The following is a 22581-nucleotide window of genomic DNA, read 5'->3' as shown; positions in this document are numbered from 1 at the left end:
ATTGGCCCAGGCCCCGGAGAACTGAGCCCCTCGGATCAAGAAGTGGGCGGAGAGATGCACGACCCCGTATTCCCCGACGCTTCCGGCGTCCTTTCGGAGCCGGGCGATGAGGCCTACGCCGTCCTGGATGTGCACGGTGTGCTGCTGGGACTGAGCCCGGAGGCGGAACACCTGCTCGGCTACACGGCGGAGGAGGTCCGGGGCCGGCGCGGGACCGAACTGCTGCACAACAGCTCGGACGCCGCCGGCCTCGTGGGGCGGTGCGGGGTGGCTTCGGTGGTCCAGCTGGGGCAGACGGTCCTGCGGCACCGGAGCGGACGGGGCATCGAGGTCACCTTGCAGGCACGTGCCTTGGTGTCCACCGCCGGTGACCCGCAGTGGCTGATCCAGGTGACGGATGCCGATGCCGCACGGCGCCACGAACTCGGCGACGCGCTCCTGAGAGGACTGTTCACCGAATCCCCTGTGGTCATCGATGTCTTCGACACCCAGTTGCGCTTCCTGGCCCAGAACGACGCACAGGCCCGCGCCGGGACGTTCGCGGGCAGGGAGTTCAGGGGGCGCACCATGGCCGACGTGGCGCCTCCCGGCCTGCTGGACATGGCGGCCTTCGAGGCGCGGCAGCGGCGAGTCCTTCAGACCGGTGAGGCTCAGCTCGAGACGGAGGTGCGTGGCCGCACCCCCGGCGACCCGGACCGTGAGCACGTCTGGTCCGAGTCCATCCTTCCGCTCCGCAGCCGTACGGGGGAGGTGATCGCACTGGCGCATGCCGTTCTCGACGTGACCGAACGGGCCAGAGCGCGGGAGCGGTTGGCGCTGGTGAACGATGCGAGCACACGGATCGGCAGCACGCTGGACGTGCTGAAGACCGCGCAAGAGCTCGTCGAGGTGGCCGTCCCGCGGTTCGCCGACCACGCCTATGTCAACCTGCTGGACCCGGTCTTCGGCGGCGCGGAGCCGGTGGCCGGTCCCGTGCCCGGGGCCATGCCCATGCGCCGGGCGGCGAGCTCGGTCGCACCTGGTGCGCGCAGCGAGGCGATGGTTCCCATGGGGGACATCGACCCATTCGCATCGGGGCCGGGATCACTGTTCACGCTTGCCCTGGCGAGCGGCGAGCCCTTGCTGATGTCGGGCGAGGAACTGATCGCCGAGTTCGCGGAGGCAGACCCCGGCCGGGCCACGACGGTGAGCGAGTACGGCGTCCATTCCTGGCTGCTGGTCCCGATGTTCGCGCGGGGCGCCGCACTGGGAACGGCGGTCTTCGTACGCTCCAAGCGGGCGCATCCGTTCGAGGCCGATGACGTACTGCTGGCCGAAGAGTTCGTGGCACGTGCCGCCGTGTGCATCGACAACGCGAGTCGGTACAGCCGGGAGCGGGCGACGGCACTTGCCCTGCAACGCAGTCTGCTTCCGCAGCGGTTGCCGGCGCTGGGGGCACTGGACGCCGCGTCGCGATACCTGCCGGCGAGCGCGCATGCCGGTCTGGGGGGTTCCTGGTTCGACGTGATCCCGCTGTCGAGCGCGCGAGTGGCGCTGGTGGTGGGAGATGTGGCGGGGCACGGCCTGCACGCGGCAGTGACCATGGGACGGCTGCGTACCGCCGTGCGGACGCTCGCCGACCTCGATCTGTCACCCGAGGAGCTGCTGACCCATCTGGACGACCAGGTCAACCGGTTCCACGACGAGCACGGCGAAGGGCTCACCGCCGGGGCGGCCGGAACGACGTGCCTGTACGCGGTCTTCGATCCGGTCTCACGGCGCTGCGTGCTGGCCTGTGCGGGTCATCCGCCACCCGCGCGCGCCTCGGCGGACGGGAAGGTCCACATCCTCGATCTGCCCGACGGGCCTCCGCTCGGCCGGGGCGGGTCTCCGTTCGAGGACACCGAGGTGACTCTGGCCGACGGGGAACTGCTCGTGCTGTACTCCGCCGGTCTGGTGGAGTCCCGGGAGCAAAGCGCCGGCACAGGTGCCGAGCGCCTCCGCGCGGCTCTGTCCGAGCCCCGTCTCACCGCGTCCCCCGCACTCGACACCATCTGCGACGCGGTGATCCGCCGGCTGGTGCCGATCCGCCCACAGGGCGACGTGGCACTGCTGGTCGCGCGGATGCGGGGGCTGGATCCGGATCTGCACGCCACCTGGGAGCTGACGTCCGAGCCCGAGGTGGTGGCCGAGGCACGCGCGCTCGCCATCCGGAAGCTGGCCGAATGGGGGCTGGAAGAGCTGGAGTTCACCACAGAGCTGATAGTCAGCGAACTGGTCACCAACGCCATCCATTACGGCACTCCACCGATCCGGCTGCGAATGATCCGCGACCGCGACCTGATCTGCGAGGTCTCCGACGGCAGCAGTACGACACCCCACGTGCGGCACGCGCTGGAGACCGACGAGGGAGGCCGGGGGCTGTTCATGGTCGCGCAGTTGGCCGAGTTCTGGGGCACCCGCTACGACGCACGCGGCAAGACCATCTGGGCCGAACAGCCCCTCCACGAGGGCCCCGGCGCCGCTGCCCGGGGCCAGTGAGTGCCCGGCCGCTGCGGGCAACACCCCTGCACCCGCTCGCGGTACGACGCCCGATGCCCCGGCCACTACTCGGCGCCCGAAGCTCCCGAGGTGCCCGACTCCAGCAGGCTGCCACCGTCCCAGCACACGCCCACCTGCCGGTAGTAGGCGCCGATGAGCTCCTTGACCTCCAGTCGGGCCAGTTCTTCGGTCGGGGCTTCGAAGAGCGCCAGGTCCGCGTCGGCCGCCCAGGGCTGACCGGCCTCGAAGGATGCCGCGCCGGTCTCGATCAACTCGTCGAGCGCCAGCCCCTTGCCCTTCTCGATCGACGGCAGCCAGCGGTGGTGGGCCATCGGATGGCTGTTCACAAAGCCGTTGTCGGCAGCCGGCTCCCGCAGTGTCACCACCGCCTCGGCCAGCCGCCGGTCGGCCGCGGCGAGAGTCGCCCCGAAGGCCGCCCCGGCCTCGATCCGCGGCGCGGGCCCGAAGGGATGGGGGCGCGTCATATGGATCGAGCCGAGCTTCTTCGGGTAGCCCTGATGGAAGCCGCGCGCGATCGCGAAGTCCTTGTCCACCCAGATGTACACACAGCGGGAGTACGTCCTTCCTCGGTAGGTGCAGCGCACCACCGCGAAGCACTCCTTGTACTGCGCGCGCACCGGGTCGAGCAGTTCCTCCTTCGAGCCGCCGCAGGACTGCCAGTCGGCCCAGATCAGGGCGACCGCGCCCGGGTCCTCGTCGGCCAGCTCCAGGGGTTCCGGGAGCAGTTCCGCAACACGCTCCGGCTCGGTCCGGTACTCGATGGTGATCAGGTCGCCGGAGTAGTACCACGGGGGCGCGGGGACGAGGGACGAGCCGCCGGTAGCGGTCTTGGGGTGGAAGAATCCGCGGACGCCGGCCATGGCGCCTCCTTTGCCAGGTGGAGCGCAAGAATCGTTTGGATCCATACGATACCTCCGGAGGGTGGCACTCCCGCAAGCCCCCGGACGGATGGCCCCAGCCCGGGGCCACCGCCCACGCGACGAGCGGGAGTGCCGGGCAGCTCAGGCCAGGGCGGATCAGGCCCGGGGTCGCCGGCCCGAGCGGCGCGGCTTGGGCTCCGCCCCGCCCAGCAGCTCCAGCCGCCGCTCCTCGCCGTGCTCTTCGAGCTGGGCGACGATGGCACGCAGGCCGTCCGCGAGCCGCAGACACTCCTCGGAGCTGAGCCGCGAGGCCACGAACGCCTCCTCGGTGTTGAAAGCCGGGAAGAGCTTCTCCATGACCTCCTCGCCCTGCGGGGTCAGCACGAGCAGCACCCGCCGGCCGTCCTCCGGATGGACGGAACGCGACACCAGCCCCCGCGACTCCAGGGTCCGCGCGACACCGGTGAGCGTCCCCTTGGTGATCCCCGCCTCTTCGGCCACATGACGCGTCTCCGTCTCGCCCCAGATCCACAGCACCCAGAGCACCACGAACCCGGTCCAGGTCAGCTCGGAGGGGCGCAGCACCGAATTCTCCAGATGCTGCCGGACGGCGGCCGCCGCGCGATGGATGTTGGCGACGGCCGCCATCTGCTCTCTCTGCAGCTGGAAGTCGCCGAGCTTCTCCTGGACAGCCTTCTCGGTCTCGACGATGGAACGGTGGCCGGACACTGGCTCCCCCTCGGTCGCGAGCGGCACTCCCGCCGCCCCACTTGGCTCGTTTGCGCCCAAATCTAACCCGCCGCCCCGCTGTCGGATCAATATGGCGAACCACCTCTTGCGGGGGAGCTTTTCCGAGCATATCGTTTGACTTCAAACGAATAGGTGTGGCGTCACCGCAGCCCGCTCAGGGCACAGATCTCGTGTGCACCATGGGGATACGGGCGAGATTTCCACGTACCGCCGCATCCTGCCCGTACCTGAGGAGACAGACGGTGAGCACCGACCAGTCCGGACAGATCCAGCAGAAGATCGAGGCACTCGCCGCCCAGGGCATCGATGTCGTACGCATCGCTTACCCCGACCTCATCGGCTCCGATCGCGGCCGGGACATCCTGCTCCACCACCTGCCGAGCGCGACCGGCCACGGCCTGGCCTTCTGTCGCGCGATCTACCACACCGGCGCGCTGGGCGACCATTCCGACATACCCGGCGGTCTCGATGCCGGCATGCCCGACATCGCGGTACGGCCCGACCTGAGCACCCTGGTCCCGCTCCCCTGGGAACCCGGGGTGGCCTGGTGCATAGGCGACGCCCGTGACCCCGAGACAGGGCTTCCCGCGCCCGAATCACCCCGCGACCTGCTGCGCCGGGTCACCGGACAACTGGCCGAGAGGGGGCTGACGGCCGTGGTCGGCCCCGAGCTGGAGTACGTCCTGCTCGACCCCGACCCCGCCTCGCCCCTCGGCTGGCGCCGCTACGCCGCCGCACCGGGCAATGTCTACACCGTCGGGCGCAAGGGCGATCCGGACGGACACCTGCTGCGCACGCTGCGCCATCTGCACGACATCGGCATCGGCGCCAGCGGCGGCAACCGGGAGTTCGACGGCGGCCAGTTCGAGATCAATCTCGACCACTCCGAGGCCCTGGACGCCGCCGACCGGGCCTTCCGCTTCAAGGCCGCGGTCAAGGAACTCGCCCGCGCCGAGGGCCGATTGGCGACCTTTATGGCCAAACCCCTCAACGACGGCGGCGGTTCCGGCTTCCACCTGCACATCTCTGTCATCGACACGGACGGCCGCAACGTCTTCGACGCACCCGGTCAGGCCCATGGGCTGTCCGACACCGCCCACCACGCCATCGCCGGTCTGCTCGCCCACGCGCCCGCACTCGCCGCCCTGTTCAACCCGACGATCAACTCCTACAAGCGCTTCGGCCCCGACACCGCCGCGCCCTGGCTCATCGACTGGGGTCTGGACAACCGCGGTGCCATGGTGCGGATCCCGCCCGAGCGCGGCAGCGGATCCCGCCTGGAAATGCGGCTCGGTGACGCCACCGCCAACCCCTATCTCGCCATCGCCGGTCTGGTCGCCGCCGTCCATCTGGGCATCCGGGCCGCAGCCGAGCCGGCCGCCCCAATGAGCGGCTACGGATACGACCCCACCAGCGCCCCCAAGCTGCCGACCCACCTCGGCGACGCGCTCGACGCCCTGGAAGCCGACCACGAACTCACCGAGGTACTGGGCAAACCCTTCGTCGACGCCTTCCTCACCTTCAAGCGCGACGAGCTGGCCCGCTTCCGACGGCACGTCACGGACTGGGAGTTCCGCGAGTACGCCCAGCTGCTCTGACCGCCGGCTCTTCTGCACGGCCCACAGACGGCGCAATGGGCGGTTCGGGTCGTGGGCCCCGCCGAGACTCGGAGGGCCGATGCAGTCAGGACGGTGAGGAGTGCGCCCGTGACGGTGAAGCACGAAGCCGCTCTGACGACAGCCATGGTGGCCCTCACCGTCACGACGGGGATGGTCGAGGCGGTCAGCTTCCTCACGCTCGGCCCGGTCTTCACCGCCGTCCAGACCGGCAACACGCTCTTCCTCGGTTTCGCGGTCGCCGGCGCCGGCGGATTTTCCGTCGTGGCGTCGACGGCCTCGCTCCTCGGGTTCGCCGCGGGTGCGCTCCTGGGCGCCCAGCTGGAGTCGGGCATGGATGTCCGCGGGCGCCGGTGGTTCGTGGTGGCCCTCGTCGCGGAAGCCGTGCTGCTGGGCATCGCGGGGCTGGTGGCCCGGGAGATCGAGCGGCTCCACGAGCCGCTCTCCAGTCGGCACTACGCGGTGGCCGCCCTGGTGGCTCTGGCGATGGGCATGCGGAGTGTGACGACCCTTCGGGCCAGTGTGGCGGACCTGCCGACCACGCGGGTCACCCGGGCGATCACGGCCCTCTTCGGCGCCTCGCCCCTGGGACTCGACACAAAGATCCCCTCCGGCGCGGGCCCCGAGCTCCGTCGGGCCGCTTCGGTCGGTGCGATGTTCGCGGGTGGGCTGCTCGGTGCCTGGATGCTGCACCAGGCTGTGCGGCCGCCGGTGGTGCTGCTGGTGACGGCCGCGTGTGTCATGGCCATCGCGCTCGGCTTCGGCTTCGTACCGCGCCGGCGCGCACCGGAGCCCGGCTGAGCGGAGCCTCGAGGGTGTCAGCCATATGGCGGCCGCCCTCGCGACGGAGGCCGCATGCGGAACGAACATGTGGAAGGGGTACATCACTCAGCCGCACGTGAAAGGCGGACTCCGATGCCGAAATACCTCCTCAGGGTCAAGATGACCGTGGATGGACTGAACGGCGTGTTCAAGGAAGGCGCCACCGCGCGCCGTGAGGTCGTCAAGCGCATGGTCGAGAGCCTCGATGGCCGGCTCGAATCCTTCTACTGGGCCTTCGGCGACGAGGACCTGTACGTCATCGTGGAGCTGCCGAGCAACACGTCCGCCGCGGCCATGGGTCTGGTCGTGTCCGCGGCCGGCGGCGTTCGTACGAGCACGGTCGTGCTGCTGTCGCCCGAGGAGATCGACAAGGCCGTCCAGCAGAAGGTGGAGTACCACGCACCCGGCGGCGCATGACGCGCCATCCCTTCGTGCAGACGACGAGATCCGCAAGCCCTGCGCCGGCATCAGCCGCCATCGCGCCTACGGGAGCACACTGGAGACATGGCCCCGTAGACCGTGTACCGAGTTTTGAGGTGGCCGATGAGCACTCTCGAAGAACAGATCGACGTCGGTGTGCCGATGAATGTGGCCTGGGACTGCCTCCACCATGTGGAGACCTATCCGCGATTCCTCGAAGGAGTGAGCGAGGCTCGCCGGGAGGACGGGCACCGGGCGCACCTCGACGTCACCGCGGGCGGCCGGGCTCAGGAGTTCGAAGCGCAGATCACCGACCGCGGTAAGGCAAACACGATGGAGTGGCAGACCACGATGGGTCCGGACCTGGCCGGAACCTTCTCACTGCTGCCCATCGACCGGGATCACACCCAAGTCCAGGCCCGGATCGAGTACGACCCGGGCGCCGTCAAAGAGGCGTTCGGCGGGCCCAAGGGGTTCGCCCAGGCGGCCGCGATCGAACGGCTCGTACGCAGCGACCTCGAGCTGTTCAAGGAGCTGGTGGAAGGGGAACGGCGAGCCCTGTGACGCCTCCCGCTCGGCGTGGAGCGGGAGGCGGCACCCTGCGCATCCCGTAGCGGCTCGTCGCCGCACCCGACGTGCGGCAGGGCCCCGGTCCCGCTTCGCGCCGACCGTCAGTTTCCATAGAGCGGGCGCCGCCGCCCGCCGTTGCTGGGAACCGAGGTCAGCCGGCCGCCGCCGCGTGCGTCTGTTGCACATCGACGAGGGTGGTCGGCAGGGCAATGTACGCCGTGACTCCGCAGGCGCCGTCCTGCCCCAGGGTGGGGCGCAGTTCGACCTGGGCACCGAGCCGGGCGGCGAGAGTCCCGACGACGAAGTGGCCGAGGTAGCGGGTGGGGGCGACCAGGAAGGTCTCCCGGCCCGCGAGCCGGGCGTTGGAGCGGGCCAGTTCCTCGGCGGTCATGCCCGAGCCGCGATCGACGACCGCGAGGCAGTACTCGCCGCCGTCGCGCCATCCGTAGATCTCGACCGGATGCGAAGGCAGCGAGAAGAGCAGTGCGTTCTCGATGAGTTCGGCGAGCAGATGGGAGAGCTCGGCGACGGCCCGGCCGCGGATCCGGCCGTCCTGTACGTCGACCACGGCGACCCGCTGGTACTGCTCCACCTCGGCGATCGCCGACTGCACCACTTCGGCCGCCGTCACCAGGCCCGACCAGGTGCGCGGTGGCAGCTCCTCCCCGGCGAGCACGAGCAGCGACTCGGCGTTGCGGCGCATGCGGGTGGCGAGGTGGTCGAGTTCGAAGAGCTCACCGAGTGCGTCCGGGTCGATCTCCTGGCTCTCCAGGGTGGTGATCAGGCCGAGCTGGCGGGAGAGCAGCGCCTGGTTGCGGCGGCCGAGGGAGGCCAGCGACTCCGAGCTGTTGCGGCGCAGCACAGCCTGCTCGGTCGCCAGACCGATCGCCGTGTGCTCGACATTGTGCAGGGCGGCGGCGAGCCGGGTGATCTCGCGGGCGCTGTCAGGCACCCGGCGGGACGCCCCGGAGACGAGTTCGTCGTCCACGTCGGCCTCCTGGATCCGGGCGACAGCGGCGGGCAGTCCGGCCCGGGCGACCGAGTCGGCCTCATCGGCGAGGGCGGCGAGCGGCCGGGTGATCGAGCGGGCGGAAAGCACCGCGAGCGCGGCGGCGACCGCGAGGATGAGCACACCGAGGCCGATGAAACCGCCCAGCTGGCCGGTGGCGTCGTCCCCGAGCCGGTCCGCGCGAAGCCGTACCTCGGCGCCGATCTTCCCCTGAACACCGTGCAGTTGGTCGACGAGCGCGGTCATCGACAACCACCAGCTGCCGGGACTCACGGCGAGCCGGCTGCCATCGGCTCCGCCCTCGGCCCGCTTCTCGTAGCCGGTGGCGCGCTTGGCCTCCGGCGTGGCGAAGGCGGCGTCGAGCGCGGACTGCTGGGCGGGGGTGGCGAGTTCGGCGTACTGACGCAGGAAGGCCAGCCGGTCCGCCCGTACCTCGGTGAAGTCGAGGAACTCGCTGCCCTTGAAACGCCCGGCCGCGAAGACCCCGTTGAGGGAGCCGCGCTCAAGGGCGACGGCCTCGGTGGCCCGGGCGAGGGCCTGCAGGGCGCCCATCGACTCGGCGAGGGCACGGTCACCACGAGCCGGTTCGGCCGCCGCGGCGCCGATCAGCCCGTCGATCGCCTTGGTGTACGCGGTCAGGGTCGGGGCGCGCCGGGCACTACCGCCGTCCACCTGGTCGCGTATGGCGGTCAGCGCCGCGACCGGGGTGAGTGCCTCCCGTAGGGCATCGGCGGTGTCCGCTCCCGCGCTGCCCTCCCCGAGGAGGGCGTCGAATCCCCTGCGGGCGGTGTCGGTGCGAGCGCGCTGGGCGTCGACGTCGTCGCGGTACTCCGCGGCGCCGCCCAGCAGACCATTGGTGAGTCCCCGTTCGCGTTGCAGCTGGCGCACGAGGCCCTGGGCCTCGATGAGGAGTTCGACCCGGCCGGCGGTCTCACGCGCCGCGGACCAGTCGGCCGCCCGGTCGGCGACGCCGACGCCGGTCACGACCAGCAGCAGACAGGTGGGGACGGCGAGCACGATGGCCACACGACCGCGGATCGTGCCCCAGCCGGGCAGGGCGGGCGGTTGCGGCAGAAGGCGTAATTGGGTGCGCTTCACGTTCAACGACGCTACAAACGAATATGCCCGGTGCGGTTTCCCGACGGTAAGGGAATGGTTGCGCACGGTTCACAGAAGGCCGGGCCACGACGGGCACCGGGCGCCATTTTCCCGTAACGCAGCACAGGGTCCGGCGCCGCTTCCGCGAGACCCGGCACCCTCCCCGGCGTCACAATGGTGGGGAGGGACACGCCTGCCGCTGCGGAGAGGCGGAGATTGCGGTGCCGTACATAGCTGTGACCGCGTTGAGTCATGTCGGGCTGATTCGCGAGCACAACGAGGACAGCGTTGTCGTCGGGCCGTGGACCCTGTGCGGCACCGTGACGGAGAACCCCCAGACGCTGGTGTTCCCCCTGGGCTCACCGCTCGTCGTCGCGGTCGCCGACGGGCTCGGCGGGCAGCCGGCCGGTGAGGTGGCCAGTGCGCTGGTCGTCCGCCAACTCGCCTCGCTCGGTCCTGCCATCGACAGCGAGAGTGCCATTCGTGACGCCCTGGACGTATGCAATCACTCGGTGTATGCGGCCGCCGACGGTCATCCGGATCTGGTCACGATGGGGACCACGGTCGCGGGAGCCGTCGTGCTGGCGGACTCGCTGCTGGCGTTCAATGTCGGCGACAGCAAAGTGTTCGAGGCGGGTCGGGTCGGACTGCGCCAGGTGAGCGTGGACGACAGTCCGCCGCCGGCGCTGGGGCGCCGGACCACCTCGGCCGTCACGCAGACGCTGGGCGGCAACTCCGTGTTCAGCGCCGTCACGGCACACGTGAATGCGTTTCCACTGGCCGCGGGCGACCGCTACTTGGTGTGCACCGACGGGCTGACCGACCCGGTGCCGGACGACGAGCTCGACATGCTGCTGCGGGTGCACGACGACGGCAGGGCGGCTTTCGAGCTGTGGAAGGCCGCCATCGAGGCCGGCGGGCCTGACAACATCACGCTCGCGTTGGTGCGTATCGGCGAATAGGAACCATGACGCTCAGCCTCAGCCCTCGGTCGACTCGTTGAGCCGACCGAGGGTTCTGCTGTTGCAAGGACCGAGAATCCCCGCCCTCCGGCACTACGCTCCCCCGCGAGAGCCGCACCCCAGGAGGGCGTCCATGACTTCTCCCACTTCCCCGACTCCGCCGCGCTACGACGACCTGCGCGCGATGTTCATCAACTGCACCCTCAAGCGCTCTCCGGAGGTCAGCAACACCGAGGGCCTGATCGGGAAGAGCCGGGCGGTGATGGAGTCCAACGGCGTCGCCACCGAGGTCGTCCGGGCCGTCGATCACGACATCGCGAGCGGTGTCTGGCCGGACATGACGGAGCACGGGTGGAGTACGGACGAGTGGCCCGCGCTGTACGAAAAGGTGATGGCCGCCGACATCCTGGTGCTGGCGGGGCCCATCTGGCTGGGTGACAACAGCTCGGTGATGAAGCAGATCGTCGAGCGGCTCTACGCCTGTTCGTCGCTCCTCAACGAGCGGGGGCAGTACGCGTATTACGGTCGGGTCGGCGGCTGTCTGATCACCGGCAACGAGGACGGCGTCAAGCACTGCGCGATGAACATCCTCTACAGCCTCCAGCATCTCGGCTACACCATCCCCCCGCAGGCGGACTCGGGCTGGATCGGCGAGGCCGGACCGGGGCCGTCGTATCTCGACCCGGGGTCGGGCGGGCCGGAGAACGACTTCACGAACCGCAACACCACCTTCATGAGCTGGAACCTGATGCACCTGGCCGCCCTGCTCAAGCAGTCCGGCGGCATCCCGGCCCATGGGAACCAGCGCTCGGAATGGGACGCGGGGTGCCGTTTCGACTTCCCCAACCCCGAGCACCGCTGAGGCGATCCGGGGCGGTCAGGCGTCGCCGGTCAGGCGAGCGTCCTGCGGTCAGGGCGGGCCCGATCTATTGACATGGCCCTGACTCGGCGCTGAGATGTGGTGGCTTTCGTTCGTCCTCGTTTGATTGTGCGCCATTCACCCCACACGGAGCCGCACATGCCTGCCGAACGACCCACCTTCAGACAGCGCCTGGCCGCTGCCGCCGCCTTCGCCCTTCTCGCCGGGGGCTCGCTCCTGGCCGGTGCGCCCGCCTCAGCGGCCGCGACCGCAGCCCCGGCCCCAACACCGGCCCCAACCCCCGCCGCTGACAACGGACTTGCCCGTACACCCCAGATGGGGTTCAACAACTGGAACTCCACCCACTGCCGGGCCGAGTTCAACGAGGCCATGGTCAAAGGCGTCGCCGACACCTTCGTCTCCCAAGGTCTCAAGGACGCCGGCTACACCTACGTCAACATCGACGACTGCTGGGCCCTGCCGAACCGCGACGCCTCCGGAAATCTCGTGCCCGATCCGGTGCGCTTTCCGCATGGGATCAAGGCTGTCGCGGACTATGTGCACTCCAAGGGGCTCAAGTTCGGCCTCTACTCCAGCGCCGGCACCAAGACCTGTGACGTGCAGGGCTTTCCTGGCGGGCTCGGGCATGAGCAGCAGGATGCCAACCTGTGGGCGTCCTGGGGCGTGGACTACCTGAAGTACGACAACTGCAACAACACCGGCGCCGACGCCAAGCAGCGCTACAAGGCGATGGCGGACGCGCTCCGGGCCACCGGGCGGCCGATCCTCTACAGCATCTGCGAGTGGGGGGAGAACCAGCCCTGGAACTGGGCTGCGGAGTACGGCAATTCCTGGCGCACCACCGGGGACATCAGCGACTCCTGGTCCAGCATGATCGGCATCGCGCACCGGAACCAGTCGCTCGCGCCGTACGCCAGGCCCGGTGCCTGGAACGACCCCGACATGCTCGAGGTCGGCAACGGCGGGATGACCGACACCGAGTACCGCACCCACTTCAGCCTCTGGGCGCAGATGGCCGCGCCGCTGCTCATCGGCAGTGATCTGCGCAGCGCCTCTGCATCGACGCTCGCGATCCTCAAGAACACGGACGTCATCGCGGTCGACCAGGACAGCCTGGGCAAGCAGGGGACGGTGGTGGCCGGCTCCGGCGGTCTGGTGGTGATGTCGAAACCCCTTGCCGACGGCGGCCGTTCCGTGACGCTGACGAACGAGACCACCACGACGAGGACGATCTCGACGAGCGTCGACGCGATCGGGATCGGGGGCGCTTCCTCGTACTCCCTCAAGGACCTCTGGTCGAAGCAGAACAGCACCATCACGGGTGCCATCAGCGCCTCGGTGCCCGCGCACGGCACGGTGATGTACCGCGTGACGCCGGGCACTCCGGTGCCGCCGCCCACCGGAGTCAGCCAGCTCAGCGATCTGCCGTGGACGTCGGCGGTGGGCGGCTGGGGACCCGTCGAACGCGACCGCAGCAACGGCGAACAGGGCGCCGCCGACGGCAGGACCCTGACCATCGGCGGCACGACATACGCCAAGGGGCTCGGCACACACGCGGCCAGCGACATCACGTACCACCTGGGCGGCGCCTGCCGGTCGTTGAGCGTCGACGTCGGTGTGGACGACGAGTCGACAGCGGGCGCTTCGGTCGCTTTCCGGATCTACCGGGACGGGGCGTTGGTCGCCGACAGCGGAGTGCGTACAGCGAGCGATCCGCCCACGCGCCTGAGCGCCGACCTCACCGGCGGTACAAAGCTGAGACTTCTCGCCACGGACGGCGGCGACGGCATCAACTACGACCACGCCGACTGGGCCAACGCCCGGCTGGCCTGCGGCAAGGGCCCCGCCGCCGGGACGCACGCGGTCAGCGACCTGCCGTGGACAGCAGCAGTGGGCGGCTGGGGACCCGTCGAACGCGACCGCAGCAACGGCGAACAGGGCGCCGCCGACGGCAGGACCCTGACCATCGGCGGCACGACATACGCCAAGGGGCTCGGCACACACGCGGCCAGCGACATCACGTACTACCTCGGCGCCGGCTGCTCCACCCTCACCACGAGCGTCGGCGTCGACGACGAGTCGGGTGGCACGAACGGGTCGGTGGTGTTCCAGATCTATCGGGACGGGACCAAGGTGGCCGACAGCGGCAGGGTCACCGGAGCCGACGCTCCCAAGGCGCTGACCGCGGATCTCAGCGGCGGCCTCGAGCTCAGGCTGGTCGTGACCGACAGCGGCGACGGTGTCGACTACGACCACGCCGACTGGGCAGTCCCCAGGCTCACCTGCGCCTGAGGCGGGGTGACGGCGGGCACGGCGGGGCAGGCTCGGACAACCGGCGGTGGCACACTGGTCGGCGAGTTGTCCGAAGGAGCTCCGCCGTGCCGATGATCCGCAACCTCCGCCGTGCCGTGCGCCGTGCCTACCGCAAAACGGTGGACCTGAGCCATCCGGCCCGCTCACCGCTCGGCAGCACGGTCGTGAACTGCGTGGTCTACGAGGACGGCGTACGGCAGGCCGATGCCGGTCCCGTGGACGAAGCCGCGCGGCGGGTCCGCAAGACCGGCCGCGGCTTCGTCTGGATCGGGCTGCACGAGCCGTCGGAGGCGGAGTTCGCCGGGGTCGCCGAGCTGTTCGGGCTGCATCCGCTGGCCGTCGAGGACGCGGTCCACGCACATCAGCGGCCCAAGGTGGAGCGGTACGGAGAAACGCTCTTCGCCGTCTTCAAGACCTGCCGCTACGTCTACCACGAGGAGCTCACCGCCACCAGCGAGGTGGTGGACACCGGCGAGCTGATGATCTTCACAGGTCCCGACTTCGTGATCACGGTCCGGCACGGCGGGCACGGTTCGCTCGGCCCGCTCCGGGAGGCCCTGGAGGACACTCCGGAGCAGCTGGCGAAAGGTCCCGCCGCCGTGCTGCACGCCATAGCCGACCATGTCGTCGACGAGTACCTCGGCGTCGCCGACGCCGTGCAGAACGACATCGACGCCGTCGAGACGGCCGTCTTCAGCGAGCACGCGGGTCGCGGCGACGCGGGCCGGATCTACCAGCTCAAGCGCGAGCTGCTGGAGCTCAAGCGCGCGGTGGCGCCGCTGGACCGGCCGCTGCACGCCCTGGCCAACCAGCCGCTGCCGGCGGTCGGCCCGGAGATACAGCCGTACTTCCGTGACGTCGCCGACCACCTGGCGCGCGTGACCGAGCAGATCACGTCGTTCGACGCCCTGCTCGACTCGGTCCTCCAGGCCCATCTCGCGCAGGTGACCGTCGCGCAGAACGAGGACATGCGCAAGATCACCGCGTGGGCGGCGATCATCGCCGTACCTACGATGGTCTGCGGCGTGTACGGCATGAACTTCGAGCACATGCCGGAGCTGCGCTGGACCTACGGCTACCCCCTGGTCCTCGCCGTCATGGCCACCGCCTGCCTCGTCCTCCACCGCAGCTTCCGGCGCAACGGCTGGCTCTAGGCGGTCAGACCCCGAGCAGTTCGGGGAGGTCCGCGAAGGAGTCGAGCACATGGTCCGGCGTCCCGTCGGCCGCTTCGTGCGTCTGAGGCAGATACTTGCCCGTCTTCACCAGCACACCGGTGATTCCGCCGCGCTGCGCCGCCAGGACGTCCGACTCGATGTCGTCGCCCACCATCAGAGCTTCGGACGCCGTCACGCCCAGGCGCATCAGGGCCGTGGCGAAGAACGCCTCCGCGGGCTTCCCGGTGATCTCCGCCTCGACGCGGGCCGCTCGTTCCAGGCCCAACAGGAAGGCTCCGGTGTCGAGGTCGAGGCCCTGGGACGTACGCCAGTACAGGTTCCGGTGCATGGCGACCAGCCGGGCGCCGCGCTGGAGCTCACGGAAGGCGCGGTTGAGCGCCGCGTAGCTGAATTCGCCCCCCGCGCCGCCGAGGACGACCACGTCCGGGGCCACGCCGTCCCCCTCGTCGAGCAGCGTCACGCCGCCGAGATCGTCGCTCACGTCACCGCTGTTCAGCAGCAGGCAGCGGGCGTTGGGGTAGTGCTCGCGAAGATACGCGGCGGTCACGGCCGGTGCCGTGAGGATGTCGTCGGCCTCGACCGGAAACCCCGCCCCGGCCAGCCGCTCGGCGATCACTGCGCGCGTCCGTGAGGTGTTGTTGGTGACGAGCGCCAGCGGGAGACCTGCGGCGCGCAGCCGTTCCATGGCCTCCACGGCGCCGGGCAGCGGCTTCCAGGACACGGTGAGCACGCCGTCGATGTCGATCAGGACCGCTCCGATTCGCTCCATGCGCACGACCGTACCGTCGGCGTGACGCCCGCTTGCTAAACAGCCACAAATGGGGTTATTACGAAAGCGGGAGTGACCCATGGTGTTCTTCACCGACCGCACGGATGCAGGACGACGACTTGCCGAGGCGCTACGGCACCTGCAGGGGGAGAAACCCGTCGTGCTCGGCCTGCCACGGGGCGGAGTGCCCGTGGCCTTCCAGGTCGCGCGGGCGCTCGGCGCACCACTCGATGTGATCGTGGTCCGCAAGCTCGGTGTGCCCTACCACCGGGAGCTCGGCTTCGGGGCCATCGGCGAGGGCGGGGTGCGGGTCATCAGCGACGACATCGTCCGCCGCAGCCGGGCCAGGCGGGAGGAGCTCGCCACGGTCGAGCGGGCCGAAGAGGCGGAGCTGGCGCGGCAGGCGAAACGGTTCCGCGCCCATCGGCCGCGGCTGCCGCTGCGCGGCCGGACCGTGATCATCGTGGACGACGGAATCGCGACCGGCGCCACCGCGGCGGCTGCGTGCCAGGTGGTACGGGCCCAGGGCGCGGCCCGTGTGGTCCTTGCCGTACCGGTGGCGCCGCCGGACTCGCTCGACTCGCTGCGCGCCGACGCGGACGAGGTGGTGTGCCTGGCCACGCCGCGCGCGTTCCGCGCGGTCGGCGAGTGGTACGAGGACTTCTCCCAGACCTCCGACGAGGAGGTCGCGGCCCTGCTCGCCGAGGCGGCCGGGGAGGCCGTCGAGAGCGAGGTCGAGGTGGAAGCGGGCGGGGTGCGGCTCCTCGGGGATCTGAACCTGCCGGAGGGCGCCGGGGCGGTCGTGATGTTCGCCCACGGCTCCGGCAGCAGCCGCCACAGCCCGCGCAACCGTCTCGTGGCGGCGGCCCTGAACCGTGCAGGCCTGGGCACCCTGCTCTTCGACCTGCTCACGGTGGACGAGGAGGCCGACCGGGCGAACGTCTTCGACATCGGGACCCTGGCCAGGCGTCTCGCGGCCGCGACCCGCTGGCTGCGGGAACGCGAGCCCGTTCGTATCGGCTACTTCGGCGCGAGCACCGGGGCCGCGGCGGCACTGCTGGCCGCGGGCACCTTCGCGGCGGCGGACGGCAACGGGACGGACGAGACGGACATCGGGGCCGTCGTCTCCCGCGGCGGCCGGCCCGACCTCGCCGGGCCGCGCCTCACCGACGTACGCGCGCCCACACTCCTCATCGTCGGCGGCCGCGACACCAGGGTCCTCGACCTCAACCGGCAGGCCATGCAGGAGCTGCGCTGCGAGTGCCGCCTGGAGGTCGTGCCGCGTGCCACCCATCTCTTCGAGGAGCCGGGGGCCCTGGACCGGGTTGCCGAGCTCGCCCGCGACTGGTTCACCATGCACCTGGTGGCACCGGTCGGACAGCCGCACGGCTGAGCGCGCCCGGACGCCGTGACGGGCATGGCAGTGCGCTCCGTCGTCGACCCGTCCCAGTCGCTCCACTGCGTGACGGTCACGTCGTCGCCCACGGCGAGCTTGCCCGTACGCAGCACGGAGAACTTCGACCCGAACGCGACCCCGCCCTCCGCCGCCCGCCGATAGCCGGCAAGCGTCCGCAGCGGCTCGGGCCCCGCCTTGGCACCGCTTGATTGGTCGACCAGCGTGACCGCGCAGCGGATGGCGAGCTTCGCGTATCCCAGCTCGGCGTTCCCGACACTGATCCGGCGGGCCCGGTCCTCGAGATGTGGGTCGTCCCAGCCGTCCACAACGACGTTGGGCCGAAAACGGGTCATGACGAGCGGGCTGCCGCCCGACGCCGCGATCCGCCGGTTCAGCGTCTCCAACGAGGAGACCGAAAGGATGTGGACCGCGCTGCTGTCGGCATAGCCGGACGTGCCGGGCGTCAACCCGTCCGTCACACGGCCGTGTTCGGGCGGTACACGTACCAGCCTGCTCGGTGTGCCGAGCACCTCGGACAGCCACTCGGCCGCCGTATCCCCTTGATCGATCCCCTGGTACGGCGTGCCGAACAGCGCCACGTCGACTCTCGCGGAGGTGCGGTCGACGTCGATCCGAAGGTCCTCGACATCCGGCGCGCCCAGCGTGAGCTGCTCTCCGCCGGCCGTGACGTGCGGCCGCACGACCGCAAGACGTGGATCCCGGCGCTGGCTGCGGAAGACCCCGCGCCCGTCGACCACCATGAAGCTGCGGTCGTGGGCGAGACCCGCCTCCGTCAGCGACGCCTCCGTCAGCGGAACGCCTGCGCATCCCTTGATGGGATAGGTCGTCAGCTCTACCACTCGGGACACCGCATCAGCCTGACTCGACGTGCGACGCGGCCCCTCAGACCCGGGCCATGAGGGCATAACGCTCGTCGGTCACCGGGCCGCCCCACAAGTCCGGGTCGCCGCTGAGCGGTTCGATGCGCAGGTCGGTGACCAGCGGACGCACCGCCGCGGCCAGTGCCTCCGCCTCGATGCCGCCGTGCCATGGCAGCGCTTCGGCCCCGGCCACGTACGGCACGCCCTTCTCGCCCGACTCCCGCCAGCGGCCCTCGACCAGCAGCAGCCGGCCGCCCGGGCGCAGACGGCCGGCCCACTCGCGCAGCGCGGCTTTTGGGGACGGCAGCGTCCACACCAGGTGGCGGCAGAGCAGCACGTCGAAGCGCCGGTCGCCGGTCGGGGGTGTCGACGCGTCCCCGACCAGGAAGTCGGCCTCAAGACCGGCTGCCCGCAGCTTTGTGCGTGCCGCTTCGACCATGCGAGGGGACAGATCGACGCCGGTGACGTCGTGCCCGGCCTCGGCGAGGAGCAGGGAGAGGGAGCCGGTGCCGCAGCCGACGTCGAGGACCTTCGCCGGCGCGGACGGCAGCCACGAGTGCAGGAGCCGGGCCCACGCGGCGCGGGTGGGCTCCGCGCGCAGGCCGTGGTCCGGCTCGTTGTCGAAGGCCGGCGCGGCGGCGTCCCAGTAATCGGTGATCGAGGCGAGGGGGTCGGTCATGACACCCAGCGTGTCAGCCACCACTGACAATCCGGCGGGCGTCCGCCTCACGCCAGGGCGATGAACAACCCCAGGGTCACGACGGCGACGACGCCTCCGTACAGCGCGAGCGTCACGGAGCGCGCCTCGTGGGACGGGTCGGTGCTGCCGACGCGGGAGAGGCGGAGAGCGGAGGTCAGGACGAGGGCGAGCGCGGCCGCGGAGAAGACGGCGATCAAGGAATCTGTCATCCGGCGAGAATCTCACGGTCCGTCAGATGACGCTCGTCGGCGTACTCCCTACGGAGACGGACGCCGCGCCGCCCGATGCGCACGGGCCGGCCCGTCGACCCCCGCGGTCCTCGCACACGCTCAGCCGCCCGGCCCGCATCGGCGGGCGCGCGCGAGCCGTCACCGTGCGGCTCCGTACGGAAACGGGCAGAGCCCTGGAGTCGGCACCGCCGGACCCGGCCAACGCACATCCCCTGGGCCCTGCCCGGCCCCGCAGTTCCGCAGCCGCCACCGGCGACCCACGCGGGCCTCAGTGACCGCCGCGGCCACATCAGGGCCGCAACCCCGCCAGTGCCTCCGTCAGCCACTTCGTCCAGAACGTCTCCAGCTCGATCCCGCCCCTCAGCACCACGTGCCGCAGCCTGTCCTGCTCCGTGACCAGCCGCTCCGGCGGAAAATCGCGTGCCTCGATCGCCAGATACTGCTCCAACTGCCCTCGGTGCAGCGCCAGATGACGTTCCAGCTCCGCCTCGAGACCCGCGCTGCCCACCACGCCCGCCGCGCGCAACCGCAGCAGCAGCGGGTCGCGCGCCGGTCTGGGGTCCTCCGGCCGTGCGACCCACGCGGTCAGCTCCTCGCGGCCCGCGGGCAGGACCTCGTACTCCTTCTTCTGCCCGCGGCTCGGCTGCGCCGACGGCAGCGCGCGAATGTGGCCCGCCTGCTCCAGTTTCCCCAGCTCGCGGTAGATCTGCTGATGCGTGGCCGACCAGAAGTAGCCGATCGACTTGTCGAAGCGGCGGGTCAGCTCAAGGCCCGAAGAGGGCTTTTCGAGCAGAGCCGTGAGGATCGCGTGCTGGAGGGACATGGCCGCATCCTAAGGACGGCGAGCACGGCGAGGACGCCGAGGACGGCGCCTCACAGCGTCGCCGCGAGCCGCGTGCCCTGGTCGATCGCGCGCTTCGCGTCCAGCTCCGCCGCCACGTCGGCGCCGCCGATCAGATGCACCGAACGGCCCGCGGCGCTCAGCTCCTCGTACAGTCCGCGCTGCGGCTCCTGGCCGGTGCACAGCACCACCGTGTCGACGGGGAGCACGCTCGTCGTGCCGTCCACCGTGACATGCAGACCCTCGTCGTCGATCCGCTCGTACGTCGCTCCGGCCGTCATCGTCACCCCGCGGTGCTTCAGCTCCGTACGGTGGATCCAGCCCGTCGTCTTGCCGAGACCCGCGCCGACCTTGCTGGCCTTGCGCTGCAACAGATGTACGGAGCGCGGCGGCTTCGGGCGCTCGGGCGCGATCAGCCCGCCCGGCGCGGTGTAGTCCGTGTCGACGCCCCACTGCCGGAAGTACGTCCCGGCGTCCAGGCTCGCGCCCTGACCCCCGTCGGTCAGGAACTCCGCGACGTCGAAGCCGATGCCGCCCGCGCCGATGACCGCGACGCGCTCGCCGACCGGCGCGCCGTCGCGCAGGACGTCGAGGTAGCTGACGACGCTCGGATGGTCGACGCCCTCGATCTCGGGGGTCCTGGGCGTGACGCCGGTGGCCACCACGATCTCGTCGTACGCGTCGGCCGTGAGGTCCTCGGTGGCGACTCGCGTCCCCAACCGCACCTCCACGCCCCGCAGTTCGAGCTGCGTACGGAAGTAGCGCAGCGTCTCGTCGAACTCTTCCTTGCCCGGGATCCTCTTGGCGACGTTCAGCTGGCCGCCGATCTCGTCCGCCGCGTCGAAGAGCGTGACCTCGTGCCCGCGCTCGGCCGAGGCGACCGCGCAGGCGAGCCCCGCAGGACCCGCGCCGATCACGGCGACACGCTTGCGCCGCCGGGTCGGGGACAGGACCAGCTCGGTCTCGTGGCAGGCGCGCGGGTTGACCAGACAGGAGGTGAGCTTCCCGCTGAAGGTGTGGTCCAGGCAGGCCTGGTTGCAGCCGATGCAGGTGTTGATGGTGTCCGCGCGGTCCGCCTTCGCCTTGGCGACGAAGTCGGGGTCGGCGAGGAACGGCCGGGCCAGCGACACCATGTCCGCGCGCCCGTCGGCGAGCAACTGCTCCGCGATCTCGGGGGTGTTGATGCGGTTGCTGGTCACCAGCGGGACCGAGACGGACCCCATCAGCTTCTTGGTCACCCAGGTGTACGCGCCGCGCGGCACCGAGGTCGCGATGGTGGGGATACGGGCCTCGTGCCAGCCGATCCCGGTGTTGATGATCGTCGCTCCGGCCGCCTCGATCTCCTTGGCGAGCGTGATCACCTCTTCGAGCGAGGAGCCGCCGGGCACCAGGTCCAGCATGGAGAGGCGGTAGATGAGGATGAAATCGGGGCCGACGCGCTCGCGCGTACGGCGGACGATCTCCAGCGGGAGCCTGATCCGGTTCTCGTACGAGCCGCCCCAGCGGTCGGTGCGGTGGTTGGTGGCGCTCGCGATGAACTCGTTGATGAAGTAGCCCTCGGAGCCCATGATCTCGACGCCGTCGTACCCCGCGGACTGCGCGAGGCCGGCCGCCCGTACGTAGTCCTCGATCGTCTCCTCGATCTCCGCGTCGGTCAGGGCGTGCGGGACGAAGGGGCTGATGGGGGCCTGGATGGCGCTCGGCGCGACAAGATCGGCGTGATACGCGTACCGGCCGAAGTGGAGGATCTGCATCGCGATCCGGCCGCCCTCGGCGTGCACGGCGTCGGTGACGGTCCGGTGCTTCGCCGCCTCGGCCTCGGTGGTGAGCCTGGCGCCGCCTTCGTACGGACGGCCCCGGTCGTTGGGGGCGATGCCGCCGGTCACGATGAGGCCGACGCCGCCGCGGGCGCGCTCCGCGTAGAAGGCGGCCATCCGCTCGAAGCCGTTCTCCGCCTCTTCGAGACCGACGTGCATCGAGCCCATGAGCACGCGGTTGGGGAGGGTGGTGAACCCGAGATCGAGCGGGCTCAGCAGGTGCGGGTAGGGGCTCGTGGTGCTCATCGGGGCGCCTCCTCGGGCGGGGTCGTCGCATCAGTTCTAGCGCCCGCGAACCTATTTTGCAACAAGGTGCAAAATCACAGTGCGACAAGTGTGCTGATCATCCGTACGGGTGATGAGGTAGCCCGACCCTCCCCCGACCCGGCCGCGCGCCCATAACGTGCCGGTTGTGGCGGGATGGCAGCAGTTGAGCGCACTGGGGATCGCGGCGATTCTCGGCTCGCAGGGGGCCGGGATCGGCATCGGCATTTCTGTGTGCGGTGGGGCCGATTTATCGGTGTCGCTACTGGCGCCAGCATCCGTATCACTGTCGGTGTCGCTCTCCTGCGAGTGCCCGCCGTCGCCCGCACCCTCACCCACGCCCGTGCCCGTGCCCTCGTCGAGCCCGACTCCGGTGCCCACGCCGACGCCGGCACAGCCCGTGCCCTCGACTCCGGCCCCGGTGCCGCCCAGCACTCCGGCACCGACGCCGCCGGCCGAACGGCCCACCGAGACCCCTCAGCCCCCTCCCGAGCCGGCGGCTTCGCAGCCCGCGGCCCCCGCTACGAGCCCGACGGCGCCTCCCGGGGCGGCGGCCCCCGCGCCACCGCGTGTCAACGCCGTACGCAACCACCGGCCGGCGTCCGGGGCGCCGGAACCCGCCGGGACCTCCCTCGTCGTCCTGATGCTGGTGACCACCACCCCCGCC

Annotated in this window: 18 protein-coding genes and 1 pseudogene; 10 read left to right on the top strand and 9 right to left on the bottom strand. The window is 70.6% G+C overall.

Going from position 1 to position 22581, the window contains the following annotated elements; all coding sequences use genetic code 11:
* Positions 1-54 precede the first annotated feature (54 nt).
* Positions 55-2520, top strand: a complete 2466-nt coding sequence (locus ACI2LP_RS16775; protein WP_404725256.1) for a SpoIIE family protein phosphatase — start codon at positions 55-57, stop codon at positions 2518-2520.
* A gap of 65 nt (positions 2521-2585) precedes the next feature.
* Here the strand turns inward: ACI2LP_RS16775 and ACI2LP_RS16770 are convergent, their stop codons facing one another.
* On the bottom strand, positions 2586-3401 hold the full coding sequence (locus ACI2LP_RS16770; protein WP_404725255.1) for an acetoacetate decarboxylase family protein: 816 nt from the start codon (positions 3399-3401) through the stop codon (positions 2586-2588).
* A 156-nt stretch (positions 3402-3557) separates the two neighbouring features.
* The gene (locus tag ACI2LP_RS16765) at positions 3558-4130 is read right to left on the bottom strand and encodes a MarR family winged helix-turn-helix transcriptional regulator (protein WP_404725254.1); all 573 of its coding nucleotides are present in this window, start codon (positions 4128-4130) and stop codon (positions 3558-3560) included.
* Between the two features lie 263 nt (positions 4131-4393).
* Here ACI2LP_RS16765 and ACI2LP_RS16760 point away from each other — a divergent pair, with 263 nt between their 5' ends.
* The 4 genes from ACI2LP_RS16760 (at position 4394) to ACI2LP_RS16745 (ending at position 7573) form a co-directional block, all read left to right on the top strand.
* On the top strand, positions 4394-5749 hold the full coding sequence (locus tag ACI2LP_RS16760; RefSeq protein WP_404725253.1) for a glutamine synthetase family protein: 1356 nt from the start codon (positions 4394-4396) through the stop codon (positions 5747-5749).
* Positions 5750-5857: 108 nt separating this feature from the next.
* A complete protein-coding gene (locus ACI2LP_RS16755) occupies positions 5858-6568 on the top strand; it encodes a YoaK family protein (protein WP_404725252.1) in 711 nt (236 codons plus the stop codon).
* A 114-nt stretch (positions 6569-6682) separates the two neighbouring features.
* Positions 6683-7006 carry a GYD domain-containing protein gene (locus ACI2LP_RS16750; RefSeq protein ID WP_404725251.1) on the top strand — a complete coding sequence of 108 codons (324 nt, stop codon included), beginning with the start codon at positions 6683-6685 and terminating at the stop codon, positions 7004-7006.
* A gap of 126 nt (positions 7007-7132) precedes the next feature.
* Entirely contained in the window at positions 7133-7573 is a 441-nt protein-coding gene (locus ACI2LP_RS16745) for an SRPBCC family protein (RefSeq protein ID WP_404725250.1), read from the top strand.
* A 157-nt stretch (positions 7574-7730) separates the two neighbouring features.
* Here the strand turns inward: ACI2LP_RS16745 and ACI2LP_RS16740 are convergent, their stop codons facing one another.
* Positions 7731-9686 (bottom strand): nitrate- and nitrite sensing domain-containing protein, encoded by a 1956-nt coding sequence (locus tag ACI2LP_RS16740; RefSeq protein WP_404725249.1) that lies wholly within the window; start codon positions 9684-9686, stop codon positions 7731-7733.
* Positions 9687-9907: 221 nt separating this feature from the next.
* On the opposite strand from ACI2LP_RS16740, the gene ACI2LP_RS16735 reads away from it, so the two are divergent.
* From ACI2LP_RS16735 to ACI2LP_RS16720, 4 genes are all read left to right on the top strand, one after another.
* Positions 9908-10648, top strand: a complete 741-nt coding sequence (locus ACI2LP_RS16735; RefSeq protein WP_404725248.1) for a PP2C family protein-serine/threonine phosphatase — start codon at positions 9908-9910, stop codon at positions 10646-10648.
* 133 nt (positions 10649-10781) lie between these two features.
* Complete coding sequence (locus ACI2LP_RS16730; RefSeq protein WP_404725247.1) at positions 10782-11510, top strand: flavodoxin family protein; 729 nt, start codon at positions 10782-10784, stop codon at positions 11508-11510.
* A gap of 156 nt (positions 11511-11666) precedes the next feature.
* The gene (locus ACI2LP_RS16725; RefSeq protein ID WP_404725246.1) at positions 11667-13820 is read left to right on the top strand and encodes an NPCBM/NEW2 domain-containing protein; all 2154 of its coding nucleotides are present in this window, start codon (positions 11667-11669) and stop codon (positions 13818-13820) included.
* Between the two features lie 92 nt (positions 13821-13912).
* Entirely contained in the window at positions 13913-14995 is a 1083-nt protein-coding gene (locus tag ACI2LP_RS16720) for a magnesium and cobalt transport protein CorA (protein ID WP_404725245.1), read from the top strand.
* A 4-nt stretch (positions 14996-14999) separates the two neighbouring features.
* Here the strand turns inward: ACI2LP_RS16720 and ACI2LP_RS16715 are convergent, their stop codons facing one another.
* Positions 15000-15866: a TIGR01458 family HAD-type hydrolase gene (locus ACI2LP_RS16715; RefSeq protein WP_404725398.1), complete on the bottom strand. Its 867-nt coding sequence runs from the start codon at positions 15864-15866 to the stop codon at positions 15000-15002.
* Between the two features lies 1 nt (position 15867).
* Between ACI2LP_RS16715 and ACI2LP_RS16710 the strand changes: the two genes are divergently transcribed.
* Positions 15868-17178: a phosphoribosyltransferase family protein gene (locus ACI2LP_RS16710; protein WP_404725397.1), complete on the top strand. Its 1311-nt coding sequence runs from the start codon at positions 15868-15870 to the stop codon at positions 17176-17178.
* A 56-nt stretch (positions 17179-17234) separates the two neighbouring features.
* On the opposite strand, the pseudogene ACI2LP_RS16705 reads toward ACI2LP_RS16710, so the two are convergent.
* From ACI2LP_RS16705 to ACI2LP_RS16685, 5 genes and pseudogenes are all read right to left on the bottom strand, one after another.
* Positions 17235-18050 (bottom strand): annotated as a pseudogene (locus ACI2LP_RS16705) (MOSC domain-containing protein); the annotation flags it as partial.
* A gap of 34 nt (positions 18051-18084) precedes the next feature.
* Positions 18085-18741 carry a class I SAM-dependent methyltransferase gene (locus ACI2LP_RS16700; protein ID WP_404725244.1) on the bottom strand — a complete coding sequence of 219 codons (657 nt, stop codon included), beginning with the start codon at positions 18739-18741 and terminating at the stop codon, positions 18085-18087.
* A gap of 47 nt (positions 18742-18788) precedes the next feature.
* Positions 18789-18971: a hypothetical protein gene (locus tag ACI2LP_RS16695; protein WP_404725243.1), complete on the bottom strand. Its 183-nt coding sequence runs from the start codon at positions 18969-18971 to the stop codon at positions 18789-18791.
* Positions 18972-19281: 310 nt separating this feature from the next.
* A complete protein-coding gene (locus ACI2LP_RS16690; protein ID WP_404725242.1) occupies positions 19282-19815 on the bottom strand; it encodes a PadR family transcriptional regulator in 534 nt (177 codons plus the stop codon).
* Between the two features lie 50 nt (positions 19816-19865).
* The gene (locus ACI2LP_RS16685; RefSeq protein WP_404725241.1) at positions 19866-21896 is read right to left on the bottom strand and encodes an FAD-dependent oxidoreductase; all 2031 of its coding nucleotides are present in this window, start codon (positions 21894-21896) and stop codon (positions 19866-19868) included.
* Positions 21897-22581 lie beyond the last annotated feature (685 nt).

It is taken from the genome of Streptomyces sp. NPDC019890 (assembly GCF_044903445.1).
Lineage (GTDB): Bacteria > Actinomycetota > Actinomycetes > Streptomycetales > Streptomycetaceae > Streptomyces.
This window is presented reverse-complemented; position numbering and strand designations above follow the sequence as displayed.

Excerpts from the sequence above, each read along its gene's own strand:
- ACI2LP_RS16725 (WP_404725246.1), top strand. The coding sequence starts at position 11,667 with ATGCCTGCCGAACGACCCACCTTCAGACAGCGCCTGGCCGCTGCCGCC.
- ACI2LP_RS16775 (WP_404725256.1), top strand. The coding sequence starts at position 55 with ATGCACGACCCCGTATTCCCCGACGCTTCCGGCGTCCTTTCGGAGCCG.
- ACI2LP_RS16770 (WP_404725255.1), bottom strand. The coding sequence starts at position 3,401 with ATGGCCGGCGTCCGCGGATTCTTCCACCCCAAGACCGCTACCGGCGGC.
- ACI2LP_RS16695 (WP_404725243.1), bottom strand. The coding sequence starts at position 18,971 with ATGACAGATTCCTTGATCGCCGTCTTCTCCGCGGCCGCGCTCGCCCTC.
- ACI2LP_RS16715 (WP_404725398.1), bottom strand. The coding sequence starts at position 15,866 with ATGGGTCACTCCCGCTTTCGTAATAACCCCATTTGTGGCTGTTTAGCA.
- ACI2LP_RS16750 (WP_404725251.1), top strand. The coding sequence starts at position 6,683 with ATGCCGAAATACCTCCTCAGGGTCAAGATGACCGTGGATGGACTGAAC.
- ACI2LP_RS16720 (WP_404725245.1), top strand. The coding sequence starts at position 13,913 with ATGATCCGCAACCTCCGCCGTGCCGTGCGCCGTGCCTACCGCAAAACG.
- ACI2LP_RS16685 (WP_404725241.1), bottom strand. The coding sequence starts at position 21,896 with ATGAGCACCACGAGCCCCTACCCGCACCTGCTGAGCCCGCTCGATCTC.
- ACI2LP_RS16745 (WP_404725250.1), top strand. The coding sequence starts at position 7,133 with ATGAGCACTCTCGAAGAACAGATCGACGTCGGTGTGCCGATGAATGTG.
- ACI2LP_RS16700 (WP_404725244.1), bottom strand. The coding sequence starts at position 18,741 with ATGACCGACCCCCTCGCCTCGATCACCGATTACTGGGACGCCGCCGCG.
- ACI2LP_RS16690 (WP_404725242.1), bottom strand. The coding sequence starts at position 19,815 with ATGTCCCTCCAGCACGCGATCCTCACGGCTCTGCTCGAAAAGCCCTCT.
- ACI2LP_RS16730 (WP_404725247.1), top strand. The coding sequence starts at position 10,782 with ATGACTTCTCCCACTTCCCCGACTCCGCCGCGCTACGACGACCTGCGC.